Source organism: Yersinia sp. Marseille-Q5920 (assembly GCF_946902935.1).
Lineage (GTDB): Bacteria > Pseudomonadota > Gammaproteobacteria > Enterobacterales > Enterobacteriaceae > Yersinia > Yersinia rochesterensis.
Genome location: NZ_CAMPQA010000007.1, coordinates 42,488 through 60,176 on the forward strand (window position 1 = coordinate 42,488; position 17,689 = coordinate 60,176).

Here is a 17,689-nt window from a genome sequence, read left to right on the forward strand (position 1 = left end):
TAAACGGGTTACCGCTGCTGGTTTTGTAGATGCTGCAAGAACTGCGCGGCATCCATAAAACCGGTCACTCTGGCGGCGGTTATCTCGTTCCCCTGTGCATCGAAAAACAGGATGGTCGGTAAGCCCAATACATTTAGTTTTTTCAACATCGCGGCCTGTTCGGTGCTGTTGGCTGTCACGTCAGCCTGGAGCAGCACAGTATCGGCTAGCTGGCGCTGAACTTTGTCATCACTGAAAGTGTATTTTTCAAACTCTTTGCAGGCGACACACCAGTCGGCGTACAAGTCCAGCATCACCGGCTGACCTTTTGCTTGGGCTAATGCCGCCTGTAACTGAGGTAAATCGGCCACTGACTTAAAACCTAAGTGCTTAATTTCACTCTGTTGTATGTGATTACCGAAAGCCCAATCCTGTAGCGGACGGGCGGCTACCAGCAAGGCCGCCAGCAGCAGCAATTGGAAGGCTCGCGCCCATCCTGAGTGGGCTTTCAGACTCAAGACAAAGGCCCAACCGAAGAAGGCAATCGCCAGCAAGCTCCATAAACGTAAGCCCCAAACATCGCCTAGCACTCTTTCCAGCAAGAACACCGGCAGCGCCAGAATCACGAAACCGAAAGCTTCTTTGACGTACTGCATCCACGGGCCACTGCGCGGCAGCAGCTTGTTGCCGAACAGCGTCACAATCACCAGTGGAATACCCATTCCTAAAGCATATAAATATAGCGTCCCACCACCGGCCAGCATATTACCGCTTTGCGCGATATAGAGCAGGATGGCGCTCAGCGGGGCAGTGGTGCAGGGTGAGCAAATCAGGCCCGCCAGTGCGCCCATAGCAAAAACGCCTGCCAGTGAGCCGCCGCGTTGGCTGCTACTCCACTGTACCAATCGGGTTTGCAGTGACGAGGGCAGTTGCAGCGAATAGAGGCCAAACATGGAGAGCGCCAGCAACACGAACAACGCCGATAGCCCAATCAGCACATAAGGGTGTTGTAGCGCGGCTTGAAATTGTAAGCCCGCCGCTGCCACCACTAAGCCGAGCAAGGTGTAAGTCAGCGCCATCCCTTGCACATACACCACTGCCAACAGCAATATCCGCCGCTGACTGTGGGGCTTTTCACGCCCGAGAATAATAGCTGAAATCAGCGGGTACATCGGCAAGACACAAGGGGTAAAAGCAATACCAATACCAATGAGTAGCGCCCACAAAGGGGAGAATGGCAACTCAGCTGGCGCTGGAGTTGCAGGGGCGGTGATTGGCGGCGCAGTGACTGCGGATGAACCGGCAGTAATAGCGGAGAGTGGAACCACCCGTGTTTCCGGGGGGTAGCAGAAACCCGCTTCGGCGCAGCCCTGATAAGTCACACTGACACTGGCGTGCTCACCGGCTTGTGTAATGGGTATTGTCAGTATTAACTGTTGTTTGAAAATAGCGACTTCGCCATAGAACTCATCGTGATGCGCGATACCCTCCGGCAGAGTAAATACCCCGAGCGTGGCGTCTTGCGGCACAATTTTGATTTGCTGGCGATACAGATAATAATCAGGATGAACCTGCCAACTTAAGGTGAGCTGGTCACCCTGTTGGCGAAAATCAAAGGCAAACGCTTGATCGACCGGAATAAATCGGCTCTGGGCGCTTTTTTGGCCAAAAGCGGCATTATCACCAAACAGTGACGCTTGTGCGCTGTGCGGTGCGAGTAAAATGCTGCACAGCAGTAGAATCAGAGTAATGAAGCGTTGAGCCATGACAGGTAATCTTTATCTCCGTCCCGTACCGGCAGCACCAGTAATTCCGGTGTTTGGTAGGGGTGATGTTGTTTGATATAACTGAGAAGCGCTTGCTGATGGCCAGTATTGCTCTTGAACAAAAGCTGGACTTCATACTCTTGCTGGAGTTTACCTTCCCAGTAGTAAATTGAGGTCGCACCCGGCAACAATGTGGCGCAGGCGGCCAGTTTTTCACCCAGAACCTGCGCGGCTAAATCCTGCGCGCTGGCCTCATCAGGTGCGGTGCACAATACCACAATTGCATCACAATCAGACATTTTAACCTCATTGGTAGTGCTGTTCTATGGTGGCGTGGGAAGTTACGAGATAGCGCAATGTGTGAAGTCATCGGCTTATAAAACGCACTATACCCTGAAGCAGGGGTAGGTCAGAAGATGATTTATATCGCAGTGGAATAGATGCGATGACGCTCGCAAATGAGAGTGGGGCGCATCGCGCGCCCCATTTACAGCTGATAGATTACAGAACCAGACCGCCCATCACGAAGCCGAAACAAACGGCCAGTGCAACCCCAATGGTGCCTGGGATGAAGAACGGATGGTTGAACACGAAACGACCAATACGCGTTGTGCCGGTGTCATCCATTTGTACTGCTGCAACCAGTGTTGGGTAGGTTGGCAGAATGAACAGACCAGAAACCGCTGCGAAAGAAGCAATGGCCGCCAGTGGTGAAACATTCAGTGCCATTGCCATTGGCATCAATGCCTTGGCAGTTGCAGCTTGAGAGTAAAGCAGTGCTGAACAGAAGAAGAAAATTACGGCCAGCAACCATGAGTGAGCTTGAATCAAGCTACCAGCAGTTTCTTTAATCCAGTCCAGGTTGTGCTGTACAAAGGTATCGCCCAACCAGGCTACACCAAGGATACAAATACACGCACTCATCCCTGCTTTAAATGTGCTGGAATTCAGGATTGAATCAGTATCAACCGAACACACTAAGGTAGTGATAGTTGCTACGCTTAACATGATGATCAGGATGGCGTTAGTGGTGTTCATCAGCGGTGTAGCCACCAAACCGACACTTGGGCTGTTGATGATGGCATAGGCCACAACACACAACACACCGGCCAGGAACAACAGCACGGAGGTTTTAGCCCGTGGTTTAATCACTTTGACCGTGTCGCCACGCAGAGTGACCAAACCTTCTTCTAAACGTTTTAGATAGATTGGGTCATCAGACAGTTTGGAGTTAAAGCACCAGGAAACAATCAGTGACATCACAAACACCGCGCACAGGGTGGATGGGATGACTATCATCAATAAGTGTAAGTAACTGACGCCATGACCTTCCATGACGGAAGACATGTAGACTACTGCCGCAGAAATTGGGGATGCGGTAATGGCGATTTGCGCGGAGACTACCGCGGTAGACAGTGGGCGGCAAGGTTTGATGCCTTGTTCTTTCGCCACTTCTGCAATCACCGGCAGGGCTGACAGAGAAATATTACCTGTCCCGGCAAAGATGGTCAGAAAATACGTGACCAGCGGAGCAAGGATGGTGATGTGTTTTGGGTTCTTGCGCAGTAACTTTTCAGTTTGTTGCACCAGATAATCCATACCGCCCGCAACCTGCATTGCAGAGATGGCGGCAATAACAGCCATAATAATTGAAATAACATCGAATGGAATGCTGCCGGGTTTGACACCAATAATCGCCAATACCAGAACACCAATACCCCCTGCAAAACCTATACCGATACCGCCTAACCTGGCCCCTAAAAAAATGGCCAGCAGAACGATGACTAATTCTACGGCTATCATAGTGTTTACTCCTTGATCCAAATGAAAAATTAAAGTTAAAAAGTTGTGTTTGCTAGAAAGTAAAAAGGCACGCTGTCCAGAGGAGCATGCGTGCCTTATAGGGCTACCGGATGATTATTTTATTGTTCATTTTCATCGGTATAACGTTTTGCCTTATAGGCCGGATGCATCAGGTTCTCGACAGAGAAAATATCGTCCAACTCGGCCTCAGTTAATAGGCCGCGTTCCAGAACCACTTCCCGCACATTTTTACCAGTTTCTGCACAAATTTTGCCCACGATGTCACCGTTATGGTGACCAATGAATGGGTTCAGATAGGTGACGATACCGATAGAGTTAAAGACGTAACGCTCGCAGACTTCTTTGTTGGCCGTAATGCCATTAATGCATTTTTCCAACAGGTTATAACAAGCATTTGTCAGGATGTGGATAGACTCAAACATCGCCTGGCCAATTACCGGCTCCATGACGTTCAATTGGAGCTGACCTGCTTCGGCCGCCATAGTAATGCAAGTGTCGTTACCGATCACCTTAAAACAAACCTGGTTAACAACTTCAGGAATCACCGGGTTCACTTTAGCGGGCATGATGGAAGAACCGGCCTGCAATTCTGGCAGATTGATTTCATTCAGACCCGTGCGTGGGCCAGAAGAAAGCAAACGTAAGTCGTTGCAGATTTTTGACATCTTAACAGCCAAACGTTTCAGGGCGCTGTGCACCATCACGTAAGCACCACAGTCTGATGTCGCTTCAATCAAGTCTTCTGCTGGAACACAAGCCAACCCACTGATTTCAGAAAGTTTTTGTATCGCTAACTGTGAGTAACCTTCAGGTGTGTTCAGCGCAGTACCGATGGCGGTGGCACCCAGGTTAACTTCCAGCAGCAATTCTGCGGTACGTTGCAGATTTTTGGTTTCTTCTTTTAATAACACCGAGAAAGCTTTGAATTCCTGCCCCAGCGTCATGGGTACTGCATCCTGCAATTGGGTGCGACCCATTTTCAGAATTTTCTCGAATTCTTTGGATTTTCTTTCGAAGCCTTCTTTTAACTGATTGATGGCATCAATCAGCTTCATGATGGAAGCATAAACCGCGATGCGGAAGCCCGTTGGGTAGGCATCGTTGGTGGACTGGCATTTGTTCAGATGGTCGTTAGGGTTGAGGTATTGATATTCCCCCTTTTGGTGACCCATCAGTTCCAGACCGATATTGGCCAGAACTTCGTTGGTATTCATGTTTAAAGAGGTACCGGCGCCGCCTTGGAACACGTCAACCGGGAACTGATCCATACACTTCCCTTTATCCAGAACTTCGTCACATGCCTGAATAATGACATCAGCAATTTTGCGTGGGATGGTATGCAACTCTTTGTTCGCCATCGCCGCTGCTTTTTTTACCATGACCATGCCGCGTACAAATTCTGGCACATCACTGATCTTGCTGTTACTGATATAGAAGTTTTCAATCGCACGCAGGGTATGAACACCGTAGTAAGCCTCTGCGGGGACTTCTCGTGTACCTAACAGGTCTTCTTCAATGCGAATGTTATTTGACATGAGAACCTTCTCTAATCTGCTGTCTTGTTTTGTATTTGTTAACTACATTATGCCGCCGTGAGCAATATGATGCGGAAATGAACCTTGAGTACGGAAAGATTAACCATTCATCTTATTGCTGACAGGATCATATGCTGCTTAATGATAAAAAGCCTTGAACTAGGATCACTATATGGTCGGAATTAATTGAGATGATCTGATATCTGTGATTTCTCTCACAGTTGTACTAATAAGTAATAAAAGTATTCCCCTAACTTGAAAAGCGATTCAGCCATCACCATTTTATTAAGGTCGACCCTCGTTGAAGGGGTTGCTGATGCTGAAATCCGCTAAAAAAGGAAAAAACAGTGTCAGCGCCAGTCGGGTCAAGGTTTTCATGGTATCTGTCAGGCAGGTTTACCCTGATGAGAGGTACTGAATGATTGGAATAAGGAGAATGCGGTGCGTTGGTTACCGTTAGCGCTGATATTTTTATTGGCATATATAGAAATATCGATATTTATCAAGGTCGCAGCCGTATTGGGTGTGATGGTTACCCTATTGCTGGTGATCTTCAGTTCCTGTGTGGGGATATCTCTGGTGCGTAATCAGGGGATAAAAACTTTCATGCAGATGCAGCAAAAACTGGCGGCGGGTGAAAGCCCTGCGGCTGAAATGGTGAAAAGTGTTTCACTGGTATTGGCCGGTTTCTTATTATTGATCCCCGGTTTCTTTACCGACTTCATCGGCTTGTTGCTGTTATTACCACCAATTCAAAAATCCTTGACACTAAAGTTGATGCCACATTTGAATATTTATCGTGGCGGTTTTAGTGCTGGTGGTTTTAATCACAATAATTCTGGCCCTATGGGCGGCGGAAATACCTTTGATGGTGAGTTTCAGCGCAAAGCCGATGACCACTTCATCGTAGAGCATCATCCGGAAGAGGATGATAAATCGACAGATAACCGCTTTAAAGATGATAAGTAACTCGCGATACTTTCTAATTTATTGTTTATTAATCATAAATTCATAAAGTAAATGACAGTGCTTTCTATGGTTGGTCGGTGGAGAGATGGCTAAAATTAGCCCTCTCAGGACAAGAAAAAACTGAATTTTTTTTTGTCCTCTCCCTTGAAGGGATGTGAAGTCGCCCCCATTAAGATAGCCACGGTATCGGTTATGAAGGCAAGCCGGTACTCATCCTAAACCTGATACGGACCTTCTCAATAGGAGAGCTATCAATGAAAATTCGTCCATTGCATGACCGCGTTATCGTCAAGCGCAAAGAAGTTGAATCCAAATCTGCTGGCGGCATCGTTCTGACTGGCACAGCAGCGGGTAAATCTACCCGTGGTGAAGTTCTAGCTGTCGGCAATGGCCGCATCCTGGATAACGGTGAGATCAAACCACTGGATGTGAAAGTTGGCGACATCGTTATTTTCAACGATGGTTACGGCGTGAAGTCAGAGAAGATCGACCATGAAGAAGTGTTGATCATGTCCGAAAGCGACATTCTGGCAATTGTTGAAGCGTAATTCACGCTCTCTAATCTTCTGAACTGAACAAGTTAAGGGAAATCATACCAATGGCAGCTAAAGACGTAAAATTCGGTAACGACGCACGCATCAAAATGCTACGCGGCGTAAACATTCTTGCTGATGCAGTAAAAGTGACCCTGGGCCCGAAAGGCCGTAACGTAGTTCTGGACAAGTCTTTTGGCTCCCCAACTATCACCAAAGATGGTGTTTCGGTTGCGCGCGAGATCGAACTGGAAGACAAGTTTGAGAACATGGGTGCACAGATGGTTAAAGAAGTTGCCTCTAAAGCGAATGACGCAGCGGGCGACGGTACCACTACTGCAACTGTATTGGCTCAATCCATTATCACTGAAGGCCTGAAAGCAGTTGCGGCCGGCATGAATCCAATGGATCTGAAACGTGGTATCGACAAAGCAGTGATCGCAGCTGTTGAAGAGCTGAAAAAACTGTCTGTGCCGTGCTCTGATTCTAAAGCGATTGCTCAGGTAGGCACCATCTCTGCAAACTCAGACTCAACTGTGGGTGAGCTGATTGCACAAGCGATGGAAAAAGTCGGTAAAGAAGGCGTTATCACTGTTGAAGAAGGTTCAGGTCTGCAAGACGAGCTGGACGTAGTAGAAGGTATGCAGTTCGACCGCGGCTACCTGTCTCCTTACTTCATCAATAAACCAGAAACGGGTTCTATTGAACTTGAAAGCCCATTCATCTTGTTGGCTGACAAGAAAATCTCTAACATCCGCGAAATGCTGCCAGTTCTGGAAGCCGTAGCGAAAGCCGGTAAACCACTGCTGATCATTGCAGAAGACGTTGAAGGCGAAGCCTTGGCGACTCTGGTGGTTAACACCATGCGCGGCATTGTTAAAGTTGCAGCGGTTAAAGCACCTGGTTTCGGCGATCGCCGTAAAGCCATGCTGCAAGACATCGCTACCCTGACTTCTGGTACCGTGATTTCTGAAGAAATCGGTCTGGAACTGGAAAAAACCACTCTGGAAGATCTGGGTCAGGCGAAACGTGTTGTTATCAACAAAGACACCACCATCATCATCGATGGCGTAGGCGACGAAGCTGCGATTCAGGGCCGTGTTGCTCAGATCCGTCAGCAAATTGAAGATGCAACTTCTGACTACGACAAAGAAAAACTGCAAGAGCGCGTGGCTAAACTGGCTGGCGGCGTTGCCGTTATCAAAGTTGGCGCTGCAACTGAAGTTGAAATGAAAGAGAAAAAAGCGCGCGTTGAAGATGCTCTGCACGCAACTCGTGCTGCGGTAGAAGAAGGCGTGGTTGCGGGTGGAGGTGTTGCACTGATTCGTGCTGCATCTGCTATCACTAAGTCTGGCCTGAAAGGCGACAACGAAGACCAGAACGTAGGTATCAAAGTTGCGCTGCGTGCGATGGAATCTCCACTGCGCCAGATCGTAGTTAACGCCGGTGAAGAAGCTTCAGTTATCGCGAACAACGTTAAAGCGGGTTCAGGTAGCTACGGTTACAACGCTTACAGCGAAGAATACGGCGACATGATCGCGATGGGTATCCTGGATCCAACTAAAGTGACTCGTTCTGCTCTGCAGTACGCAGCCTCTATTGCTGGCCTGATGATCACCACCGAGTGCATGATCACCGATCTGCCACGTGATGACAAAGGCGGTGATATGGGTGCTGGCGGCATGGGTGGTATGGGTGGCATGGGCGGCATGATGTAATGCCCCACCCTATAGCTTCGATTAAGCTATAAACCTAAAGCGAGTGGGGAAACCTGCTCGCTTTTTTTATAGGAAAAAAACGGCTATACAGCCAATACCTGTCATAACCTTGCCTCGTCCACGTTTTACACTCAGCCTTTTCTGATTCACATTTTGCAAACTCGCGCCTCAAAAGCAGTTTTATTTTGCTCGGTGTGATGATTGCAGGACTTTTTTTATCTGCGGGACAGATTTAATGTGTAAACTGTTAATCATTAGCCATCAGTCTCGACATCGGGTACTTGGATAATTTCGGCAGCGAATGCCCCAACGGCAGCGGTGCTTTCTGGTAATCTTTAGCGTGATTCTCAACTTAGAATGGGGAAAAAAATGCGGATTAAAGTGTTACTTGGTCTTTCAGCGGCATTGTTGCTGGCAGGCTGTAGCTCCACTAATCAATTGAGTTCAGCGGGCGAGCAAGTGAAGTTCTCTGATACCAAACCGGGTAGTGAATGCCAGTTGGTTGGGCAGGTGACGGGTACTCAGAGCAATTGGATCTCAAGCGGTGAAAGCAGCTCTATGCGCGGTGCGGCAAATGACCTACGCAATAAAGCAGCGGCAATGGGCGGTAATGTTATCTATGGCGCAACCAGCCCGAGTGAAACTTTCTTATCAAGCTTTGCACCGCTAGACAGCAAAATGGTCGGCGAAGTTTACAAGTGCCCTTGATATATTTTAAGGGTGCACAGGGGATGCAATGGCGTCCCCTGTTATACCCGTCATCTTTCAATTTGCAGGTGTGTTGGCTGTACTCAATCACCGAATCACTTACCTGAGTAAGCTCATCGGGTTCTTTCGCTTGCCGCCTTCCTGAACCTCGAAATCTATAGGGTATATTTGCCGTCATCTTTCAAGTTACAGGTATGTTGGCTGTAACCGGCAGATTTGTCACCCAAATCATTCATCCTGCATTAACCGGAGGTCTAGTGGTGTTTTACTGGGTTGCCCCCCAACTTCTCGCGTTAAGCGCGGCACCAGATATCCAGACACGCGTCGCAGTAATCCTTTCATTAACTGCCGAGCTTCATCGTCATCGACCATAAAATGAGCTGCACCTTGTACCTTATCCAGCACATGGATGTAATAAGGTAGAATTCCGGCATCAAATAATGCATTACTTAATGTTGCCAACACCTCTGAATCATTATTGACCCCTCGTAACAACACGCTCTGATTTAGCAGGGTTACACCGGCCTGTTTCAGCAGCGCCATGCTGTCACGGAAAGATGCGTCAATCTCATTGGCGTGGTTGATATGTGTCACCATCACCACCTGTAATCGCGAGTCACTCAGCCGCTGACATAACTCAGTGGTAATACGCGCCGGGATGACGACCGGCAAGCGAGTATGGATACGCAGCCGTTTGATGTGAGAGATATTTTCGATCTCGTCCAATAACCAGTTGAGTTCGCTATCTTTTGCCATTAACGGATCGCCGCCGGAAAAAATGATCTCATCCAGTTCAGGGTGTTGGCGCACATAATCCAGCGCCTGGCGCCAATTGGCCTTGTTGCCTTGGTTATCCTGATAAGGGAAATGACGGCGGAAGCAATAGCGGCAATTGACAGCGCAGCCGCCCTTGACCAGCAATAGCGCGCGGTTACGATACTTGTGCAATAGGCCGGGAACAACACTGCGCTGTTCATCAAGCGGATCGTTGGTAAAACCGGGAGCTGCAATAAATTCTTCCCGTGCGGTGAGCACTTGAAGCAATAATGGGTCTGATGGGTTCCCCGGTTGCATGCGCGAAACGAATGCGCGGGGCACTCTTAAGGGAAATAAACGGCGCGCAGCAGTACCTTGTTGTAGGCTAGGATGTTCATTTAACAGCAAAATTCTTAGCAATTCGTCCGGATCAGTAATTACATCGGCGAGTTGTTGCAACCAATCTTCTCTAATTGGCATGTTTCGGGTTACAATACTTGCCATTTTTTAGGCTTATTACCAGTTTCTTGAGGACCATCATGGCCAGTTATTATAGCAACGATTTTCGTCCCGGTCTTAAAATCATGTTCGAGGGCGAGCCTTATTCAGTTGAGTCCAGCGAGTTCGTAAAACCCGGCAAAGGCCAGGCTTTCGCGCGTGTTAAAATGCGCCGCCTGCTGACCGGCGGACGCGTTGAAAAGACCTTCAAATCAACAGATTCTCTGGAAGGCGCTGACGTTAACGATCTGAACCTGACTTACCTGTACAACGACGGTGAGTTCTGGCACTTCATGAATAACGAGACTTACGAACAGCTGCAAGCCGATGCTAAAGCCATTGGCGAAAATTCTAAGTGGTTGATTGACCAAGCTGAATGTATTGTAACTCTGTGGAATGGTCAGCCTATCGCTGTCACCCCACCAAACTTTGTTGAACTCGAAATTGTTGACACTGACCCAGGTCTGAAAGGTGATACTGCCGGTACCGGTGGTAAGCCTGCAACTCTGAGCACCGGTGCAGTGGTCAAAGTGCCACTATTCGTACAGGTTGGCGAAGTCATCAAAGTTGATACCCGCTCTGGCGAATACGTTTCTCGCGTTAAGTAAGCTACAGCCGTTAAGCTGTGATAAAACTGCGTTGAGAACAAAAGAAAACCGCTTAATCGGCGGTTTTCTGCTATCTGGGTTTGACCCATTGATAAAAGTTATTTAAGTCAGAAAAAGTGCAATATTGTTTTTTTGACTATCCTTATAGGGTGAATATACTCACGCGCCATAAGGAATTTTTATCATGTTGAAGAAAAGCATCGCTATTATTTTCTCATTATTAGTTATCTCTTCATTGAGCGCCTGCAATACCACCAAAGGTGTCGGTAAAGATGTTCAAAGCGCGGGTAGTGCTATTGAACGCAGTGCTGAATAAATAGCTATAGCCGTCATACTTCAAGCTGCATGTGCGTTGGCTGCGTTCAATCACCCGAATCACTTACAATACAGTAAGCTCATCGGGACTCTCTCACTTGCCGCCTTCCTGCAATTCGAATTATTTAGGGTATATAGGCATTGTTATCGGCGGCCATTGCCGCCGGATTTCTTTGGCAGGGTAAGAGATTGCTGCTTATTATTTAGCATGCTAACCTATCATTCTTATCTATCTGCTGTCTGGGACGACCTAGCACGCATCTATTTTTCTGGGGACGACCCCGCCTGAGTGAAGGGGTTTACCATGGCTTGGATTATTCTGGCTATTGCAGGTTTATTGGAAGTGATTTGGGCTATCGGTCTGAAGTATTCCCATGGTTTTACGCGGCTGACACCCAGTATTATCACTTTGATCGCGATGGCCGCCAGTGTTTTCTTATTGGCTTATGCTATGAAAACCTTACCGGCGGGCACGGCTTACGCGGTTTGGACTGGTATTGGTGCGGTGGGGACGGCCATTTTAGGTATTGTGCTGCTTGGCGAATCGGCCAGTTTGGCGCGAGTATTCAGTTTGGGGCTGATTTTAGCGGGAATAATTGGGTTGAAATTAGCGTCATAAATGACAAGGGGGGGCTTCCCCCCTTAGTCGATTATAGAGTTCAATATCATTGCCCGGCGATAACTTTCCCCTGTTTCACCCAGATCAATTGTTCCACCGGGAAACCATAATTCTTCGCGATGGCAATCAGGCGATCGCGAGTTTGGTTATCAATCGTCGGCGTGCGCGATAAAATCCACAGATATTCGCGGCTAGGGCCAGCAATCAAAGCATGTTGGTATTCATCATCCAAATCAATGATGTTATAGCCGCCATAGAATGGGCCAAAGAAAGAGACTTTCAATGAAGCTTGCTGCGGCGAGCCAATGAAATAGGCTTTACCGACACTTTCCTGCCATTGCTGTTTCTTCGCGTTATAACCCCGATTAATGACTTTTACGCCACCATCATCGCGGAGTGAGTAATTGGCCGTGACACGGTCTAACCCGCGTTCAAAGGAATGGTCCAGCCGGGCAATTTCATACCAAGTGCCGAGATAGCGGGGTAATTGGAAATTATCGACGACTTTCACGTCTTTTGGCGGCGTTACGCTACAAGCGACCGAAAGTAATGTTGCTGCTATTACGGATAATTTTGACCACAGACGCATCTGTATTCCTTAGTATTTCAATTATTAGTCTGTGACTGAGAATAGCTATCATCTATGAAAGAGGCAAATGGATGAATCCGAGTTATTGGCAAAATGGGTATTGGCGGGATGGGCTGTTGGCGGTATAGCAAAAAAACGGCCCGGCATAAGCACGGGCCGCTGAGAGAGCTTGGGCAATTACAGTGTCAAAACACCGATGATAGCAACCACAGTCAAAATGGCAGCCAGACCATAGAAAACCCATTTCCCAGCAGGGATGTGGATTTTCAAATCATGCATGGCGTGGTGGATACGGTGTAAACCGCACCACAGTGGCAGAATAATCATCAGCAGCAGGAATACCCGGCCAATGAAGCTCTGACAAAATGCCAGCACCCGCTCATAGCTCAATGCTTCACCGGGGAAAGCACCCAGAGGCAGCAAAATAGCGACCAACAGAATAACAGCCGGTGCAATGATGGCACTCCACATGCCGCCCGCACCGAACAGACCCCAGAAGATAGGTTCATCGGAGCGCTTAGGGACTTGATTCATCTTGTTCTCCTCCGGGTTAGAGTAAGGCAACGGCCAGAATAATCGCGGTAGCCACGATAGTCACAACCCACAGCGCCTTGATAACTGGCTCTGGACCCATTTTTTCGTCTTTAATAATAATATTGGCGGCTTTCGGTGCCAGTTCAAACCAGGTTTTGGTATGTAACACGGCGGCCAATAACGTAATGATATTGATTAATAACACTAGCGGATTTTGCAAGAATCCGACGAAACCTTCCCACCCAGCCGGGCCGCTTTTCAGTGCGAACACTCCGTAAATCAGTAGGATACTGAACCACACTGTGGGCACGGAGGTGCCTTCACGCAACATATAAAAACGATAGAAACCGAGCTGTTGCCACCAGTTCGGGGCCATGGTACGGACGTAAGCTTTACGTTTAGTAGTCATTACTGTTTCCCCTCCCTTATTGTGGTTTCAGCATGGCGATCATGAAGTCTTTCGCACTCTCAACCTTGCCTTGCTGGATAGCTGCGGCAGGGTCTACGTGTTTTGGACAAACTTCAGAACAGTAGCCGACGAAAGTACAACTCCAGACACCATTTTTGCCGTTAAGCTGTGGCATACGCTCTTTCTTACCGTGGTCACGGTTATCCAGATTGTAACGATGGGCCAGAGTGATGGCTGCTGGGCCAATAAACTCAGGATTTAAACCAAACTGTGGGCAAGCGGCATAGCATAGGCCACAGTTAATGCAGCCAGAGAACTGGTGGTATTTCGCCATCTGAGCCGGAGTCTGCTTATTCGGGCCGTCTTTTGGTTTGCGCTCATTACCAATAATATAAGGTTTGATAGCTTCCAAACTCTCAATAAAGTGAGTCATATCAACCACTAAATCGCGCTCGATAGGGAAGTTACCCAGTGCCTCGACTTTCATCCCGCCGGTATATTCGCGCAGGAAAGTCTTACAGGCGAGTTTTGGCACTTTGTTGACCATCATGCCGCACGAACCGCAAATCGCCATCCGGCAAGACCAGCGATAAGACAGGTCAGGTGCCAAATTATCTTTGATATAACCCAGTGCATCCAGCAGAGAAGTCTGCTCATCGTAAGGCACTTCAAAGGTTTCGAAGTGAGGTTCGCTATCACGTTCTGGGTTATAGCGCATGACTTCCATTTTCAGGAGTTTCATATCAGTCATTCGCCTGCTCCTTATCCTTTAAATCTTTCGCATCTTTGGCGTCTTTAGCATCTTGCGCGGTGGCTTCACCACCATAAACGCGTTTTGCTGGTGCCAGTTTGGTGATTTTTACGTCGCTGAGTTCAAGGCGTGGTGCGCCGTTTGGATTATGGAAAGCGAGTGTGTGCTTGAGGAAATTAACATCATCACGCTCGGTACAACCTTCATCCAAGCGCTGGTGCGCGCCGCGGGACTCTCTACGGTTCAGTGCTGAGTGAGCCATACATTCGGCCACATCCAGACCATAACCCAGCTCAATGGTGTAGAGCAGGTCAGTATTGAAAACACTGGAGTTGTCGGTGATTTTCACGCGTTTGAAGCGCTCTTTCAGCTCTGCCAGTTTATCCACGGTTTTCTGCATCAGTTCCGGTGTGCGGTAAATGCCGCAGCCTTCTTCCATTGACAGACCCATCTCATCGCGAATTTTAGACCAGTTTTCAGTCCCTTCCTGCTTCATCAAGTTGCTCAGGCGGGTTTCCACATCACGGGCCTGGGCATCCAGCGCACTGCCGTTAGCCGGGCCGGTTTCCATGGCGCGCAAAGCGGCTTGTTCACCAGCAAGACGGCCAAAGACCACCAGTTCTGCCAATGAGTTAGAACCCAGACGGTTTGCACCGTGCAGACCAACAGAAGAACATTCACCGACGGCGAACAGCCCTTTGATTCGGGTTTCACACTGCTGGTTGGTTTCAATGCCGCCCATGGTGTAATGCGCGGTTGGGCGCACTGGGATGGGCTCTTTAACCGGATCGACACCGACATAAGCTTTTGCCAGTTCACAAATGAATGGCAAGCGCTCAAGTAGTTTTTTCTCGCCAAGGTGGCGCAAGTCCAGATAGACAACATCACCACGCGGAGTCGCGATAGTGCGGCCAGCACGCCATTCATGCCAGAAAGCTTGCGAAACTTTATCGCGCGGGCCTAATTCCATGTATTTGTTCTTTGGCTCGCCGAGCGGGGTTTCTGGCCCCATGCCGTAATCCTGCAAATAACGGTAGCCGTCTTTATTGACCAGAATACCGCCTTCACCACGGCAACCTTCCGTCATCAAGATGCCAGAACCCGGTAGGCCGGTTGGGTGATATTGCACAAACTCCATGTCACGCAGTGGAACGCCGTGGTGGAATGCCATCCCCATACCATCACCGGTAACAATACCGCCGTTGGTGTTATAGCGATAAACACGACCTGCGCCGCCAGTGGCCATGATCACAGCATTCGCACGGATTTGCACCCGCGTGCCTTCCATCATATTCATGGCAACAACACCGCGAGCTTGGCCATCATCGACCAGAATATCTAGCACGAAATGCTCATCAAAACGTTGAATTTGCGGATATTTTAACGAGGTTTGGAACAGGGTATGCAGCATGTGGAAGCCGGTTTTATCCGCAGCAAACCACGTACGTTCAATTTTCATCCCGCCAAAGCGGCGAACGTTAACAGAGCCGTCGGGTTTACGGCTCCATGGGCAGCCCCAAATTTCCAACTGCGCCATTTCTTCCGGGCAGCTATGAACAAAGTGGTCGACAACATCTTGTTCGCATAACCAGTCACCACCAGCGACGGTATCGTGGAAATGATAGTCAAAGGTATCGTGGTCCTGTGTGACAGCAGCTGATCCCCCTTCGGCGGCCACAGTGTGGCTGCGCATTGGGTATACTTTCGAGATCAGAGCAATCTTCAGCTGAGGGTTGGCTTCCGCTGCGGCTATTGCTGCACGTAAACCAGCGCCCCCGGCCCCGATAATGGCAAGATCGGCGTTAAAGGTTTGCACTGCGCTTCTCCATTGTTCAAATGTTCAAGTGAAAAATATATAAAGTGAATCTCTATTCTTAATGGCTTTTAATATTATTAGCTGGCTAACTGATTGGTTGTTAACCAGAATGATGTTATTAAGAATAGCTATTTCTTACTTTTTGCATGGGAATAATTATACCCAATGCTAATCAGTAGAAATTTGATGTGATCGATTGTTTTGTTTTATTTGAACCGCCTCAAGGGCATTACTAGCAAAAACGTGATCCCAAACAGGATATGCTGGGCAAAAGTCTTTTTCGCAGAGTGAAATGCTGAATCCGGGCGGGAAATCGGCCAAGTGAGTGACAGATTTGTCTGAGTGAGTAGATACGAGTAGACTGCACCCCCTGTTTGATTTCGGAGTTAACCACCATGAGCGAAACGGCAAGCTGGCAGCCGAGTGCACCCATCGCCAATTTGTTGAAGCGCGCAGCAATAATGGCAGAGATCCGGCGTTTCTTTACCGATCGCGGCGTATTAGAAGTTGAAACGCCCACCATGAGCCAAGCGACAGTGACGGACATTCATTTGGTCCCATTCGAAACCCGGTTTGTTGGCCCGGGCGCTGCCGATGGTTTGACGCTGTACATGATGACCAGCCCGGAATATCACATGAAGCGCCTGCTAGCGGCGGGCAGTGGTTCTATCTATCAAATGGGGCGCAGCTTTCGCAATGAAGAAGCTGGCCGTCATCACAATCCTGAATTCACTATGCTGGAATGGTATCGCCCGCATTATGATATGTACCGCTTAATGAATGAGGTCGATGACCTGTTGCAGCAAATTCTGGATTGCAACAGCGCGGAAACCTTGTCCTATCAACAAGCATTCTTGCGCCATTTGGATATTGATCCCTTGTCGGCGGACAAAGCGCAATTACGCGAAGCTGCGGCAAAACTGGATTTAAGCAATATTGCCGATACCGAAGAAGATCGCGATACGCTGCTGCAATTACTGTTCACCGTCGGGGTTGAACCTCACATTGGCCGCGAAAAACCGGCTTTTGTCTATCATTTCCCCGCCTCTCAGGCGTCCCTCGCCGTGATCAGCACTGAAGATCATCGTGTAGCAGAACGTTTTGAGGTTTACTTTAAAGGTATGGAACTGGCGAATGGCTTCCATGAGCTGACTGACGGTGATGAACAACTGAAACGATTTGAGCAAGATAATCGCAGCCGTGAAAAACGTGGTTTGCCACAGCATCCGATTGATATGAATTTGATTGCCGCCCTCAAGCACGGCCTGCCGGATTGTTCCGGTGTGGCGCTCGGGGTTGATCGTCTGGTGATGTTGGCGCTGGGCGCAGAAAGGTTGAGTGATGTTATTGCCTTCCCGGTCGATATTGCCTAATTCCTCTTCGTCCTTGGTGCCGCAGCGGTGTTCGCTGCACTCGCTCACCCGAATCACTTACTACAGTAAGCTCATCGGGATGCGCTTACTTGCTGCCTTGCTGCAACACCAATGACTTTGAGGAATGCGAGTGTTCTTGGCGCCGCAGCGGTGTTCGCTGCACTCGCTCACCCGAATCACTTACTACAGTAAGCTCATCGGGATGCGCTTACTTGCTGCCTTGCTGCAACACCAATGACTTTGAGGAATGCGAGTGTTCTTGGCGCCGCAGCGGTGTTCGCTGCACTCGCTCACCCGAATCACTTACTACAGTAAGCTCATCGGGATGCGCTTATTTGCTGCCTTGCTGTAACACCAATGACTTTGAGGAATGCGAGTGTTCTTGGCGC

The 17,689-nt window shown here is 48.7% G+C and carries 18 protein-coding genes; 8 read left to right on the plus strand and 10 right to left on the minus strand.

Annotated elements, in window-relative coordinates:
• Positions 1–8: 8 nt before the first annotated feature.
• The 4 genes from OVO64_RS11795 to aspA all read right to left on the minus strand — a co-directional run bounded on the left by OVO64_RS11795 (position 9) and on the right by aspA (position 5,104).
• Positions 9–1,745 carry a protein-disulfide reductase DsbD gene (locus OVO64_RS11795; protein WP_038636993.1) on the minus strand — a complete coding sequence of 579 codons (1,737 nt, stop codon included), beginning with the start codon at positions 1,743–1,745 and terminating at the stop codon, positions 9–11.
• Positions 1,721–2,044 (minus strand): divalent cation tolerance protein CutA, encoded by a 324-nt coding sequence (gene cutA, locus OVO64_RS11800; RefSeq protein WP_004391819.1) that lies wholly within the window; start codon positions 2,042–2,044, stop codon positions 1,721–1,723. The genes OVO64_RS11795 and cutA overlap by 25 nt, the downstream gene beginning before the upstream one ends.
• A gap of 202 nt (positions 2,045–2,246) precedes the next feature.
• A complete protein-coding gene (locus tag OVO64_RS11805; protein WP_050291540.1) occupies positions 2,247–3,548 on the minus strand; it encodes an anaerobic C4-dicarboxylate transporter in 1,302 nt (433 codons plus the stop codon).
• Between the two features lie 119 nt (positions 3,549–3,667).
• Complete coding sequence (gene aspA, locus OVO64_RS11810; protein WP_038636982.1) at positions 3,668–5,104, minus strand: aspartate ammonia-lyase; 1,437 nt, start codon at positions 5,102–5,104, stop codon at positions 3,668–3,670.
• A 441-nt stretch (positions 5,105–5,545) separates the two neighbouring features.
• Here aspA and OVO64_RS11815 point away from each other — a divergent pair, with 441 nt between their 5' ends.
• The 4 genes from OVO64_RS11815 to OVO64_RS11830 all read left to right on the plus strand — a co-directional run bounded on the left by OVO64_RS11815 (position 5,546) and on the right by OVO64_RS11830 (position 9,032).
• The gene (locus OVO64_RS11815) at positions 5,546–6,073 is read left to right on the plus strand and encodes an FxsA family protein (protein WP_038636980.1); all 528 of its coding nucleotides are present in this window, start codon (positions 5,546–5,548) and stop codon (positions 6,071–6,073) included.
• Positions 6,074–6,327: 254 nt separating this feature from the next.
• Positions 6,328–6,621 (plus strand): co-chaperone GroES, encoded by a 294-nt coding sequence (locus OVO64_RS11820; protein ID WP_004391824.1) that lies wholly within the window; start codon positions 6,328–6,330, stop codon positions 6,619–6,621.
• Between the two features lie 50 nt (positions 6,622–6,671).
• On the plus strand, positions 6,672–8,324 hold the full coding sequence (groL, locus tag OVO64_RS11825; protein WP_038636978.1) for a chaperonin GroEL: 1,653 nt from the start codon (positions 6,672–6,674) through the stop codon (positions 8,322–8,324).
• A gap of 369 nt (positions 8,325–8,693) precedes the next feature.
• Entirely contained in the window at positions 8,694–9,032 is a 339-nt protein-coding gene (locus OVO64_RS11830; protein ID WP_005175566.1) for a DUF4156 domain-containing protein, read from the plus strand.
• A 228-nt stretch (positions 9,033–9,260) separates the two neighbouring features.
• On the opposite strand, the gene epmB is transcribed toward OVO64_RS11830, so the two are convergent.
• Complete coding sequence (gene epmB / locus OVO64_RS11835; protein ID WP_038636976.1) at positions 9,261–10,292, minus strand: EF-P beta-lysylation protein EpmB; 1,032 nt, start codon at positions 10,290–10,292, stop codon at positions 9,261–9,263.
• Positions 10,293–10,327: 35 nt separating this feature from the next.
• Here epmB and efp point away from each other — a divergent pair, with 35 nt between their 5' ends.
• The 3 genes from efp (at position 10,328) to sugE (ending at position 11,828) form a co-directional block, all read left to right on the plus strand.
• Positions 10,328–10,894: an elongation factor P gene (efp, locus tag OVO64_RS11840; protein WP_038636974.1), complete on the plus strand. Its 567-nt coding sequence runs from the start codon at positions 10,328–10,330 to the stop codon at positions 10,892–10,894.
• 184 nt (positions 10,895–11,078) lie between these two features.
• Positions 11,079–11,210, plus strand: coding sequence for an entericidin A/B family lipoprotein (locus OVO64_RS11845; RefSeq protein ID WP_004392446.1), 132 nt, complete (start codon positions 11,079–11,081; stop codon positions 11,208–11,210).
• Positions 11,211–11,513: 303 nt separating this feature from the next.
• The gene (sugE, locus tag OVO64_RS11850) at positions 11,514–11,828 is read left to right on the plus strand and encodes a quaternary ammonium compound efflux SMR transporter SugE (protein ID WP_038636972.1); all 315 of its coding nucleotides are present in this window, start codon (positions 11,514–11,516) and stop codon (positions 11,826–11,828) included.
• A 46-nt stretch (positions 11,829–11,874) separates the two neighbouring features.
• On the opposite strand, the gene blc is transcribed toward sugE, so the two are convergent.
• The 5 genes from blc to frdA all read right to left on the minus strand — a co-directional run bounded on the left by blc (position 11,875) and on the right by frdA (position 15,927).
• A complete protein-coding gene (blc, locus tag OVO64_RS11855; protein WP_038636970.1) occupies positions 11,875–12,417 on the minus strand; it encodes an outer membrane lipoprotein Blc in 543 nt (180 codons plus the stop codon).
• Positions 12,418–12,594: 177 nt separating this feature from the next.
• A complete protein-coding gene (gene frdD, locus OVO64_RS11860; RefSeq protein ID WP_004392449.1) occupies positions 12,595–12,951 on the minus strand; it encodes a fumarate reductase subunit FrdD in 357 nt (118 codons plus the stop codon).
• Between the two features lie 16 nt (positions 12,952–12,967).
• On the minus strand, positions 12,968–13,360 hold the full coding sequence (gene frdC, locus OVO64_RS11865) for a fumarate reductase subunit FrdC (RefSeq protein ID WP_032820814.1): 393 nt from the start codon (positions 13,358–13,360) through the stop codon (positions 12,968–12,970).
• A 16-nt stretch (positions 13,361–13,376) separates the two neighbouring features.
• Positions 13,377–14,111 carry a succinate dehydrogenase/fumarate reductase iron-sulfur subunit gene (locus OVO64_RS11870; RefSeq protein WP_005156463.1) on the minus strand — a complete coding sequence of 245 codons (735 nt, stop codon included), beginning with the start codon at positions 14,109–14,111 and terminating at the stop codon, positions 13,377–13,379.
• Positions 14,104–15,927: a fumarate reductase (quinol) flavoprotein subunit gene (gene frdA, locus OVO64_RS11875; protein ID WP_038636966.1), complete on the minus strand. Its 1,824-nt coding sequence runs from the start codon at positions 15,925–15,927 to the stop codon at positions 14,104–14,106. Before frdA ends, OVO64_RS11870 begins: the two co-directional genes overlap by 8 nt.
• A 395-nt stretch (positions 15,928–16,322) precedes the next feature.
• On the opposite strand from frdA, the gene epmA reads away from it, so the two are divergent.
• On the plus strand, positions 16,323–17,300 hold the full coding sequence (gene epmA / locus OVO64_RS11880; protein ID WP_049561644.1) for an elongation factor P--(R)-beta-lysine ligase: 978 nt from the start codon (positions 16,323–16,325) through the stop codon (positions 17,298–17,300).
• Positions 17,301–17,689 lie beyond the last annotated feature (389 nt).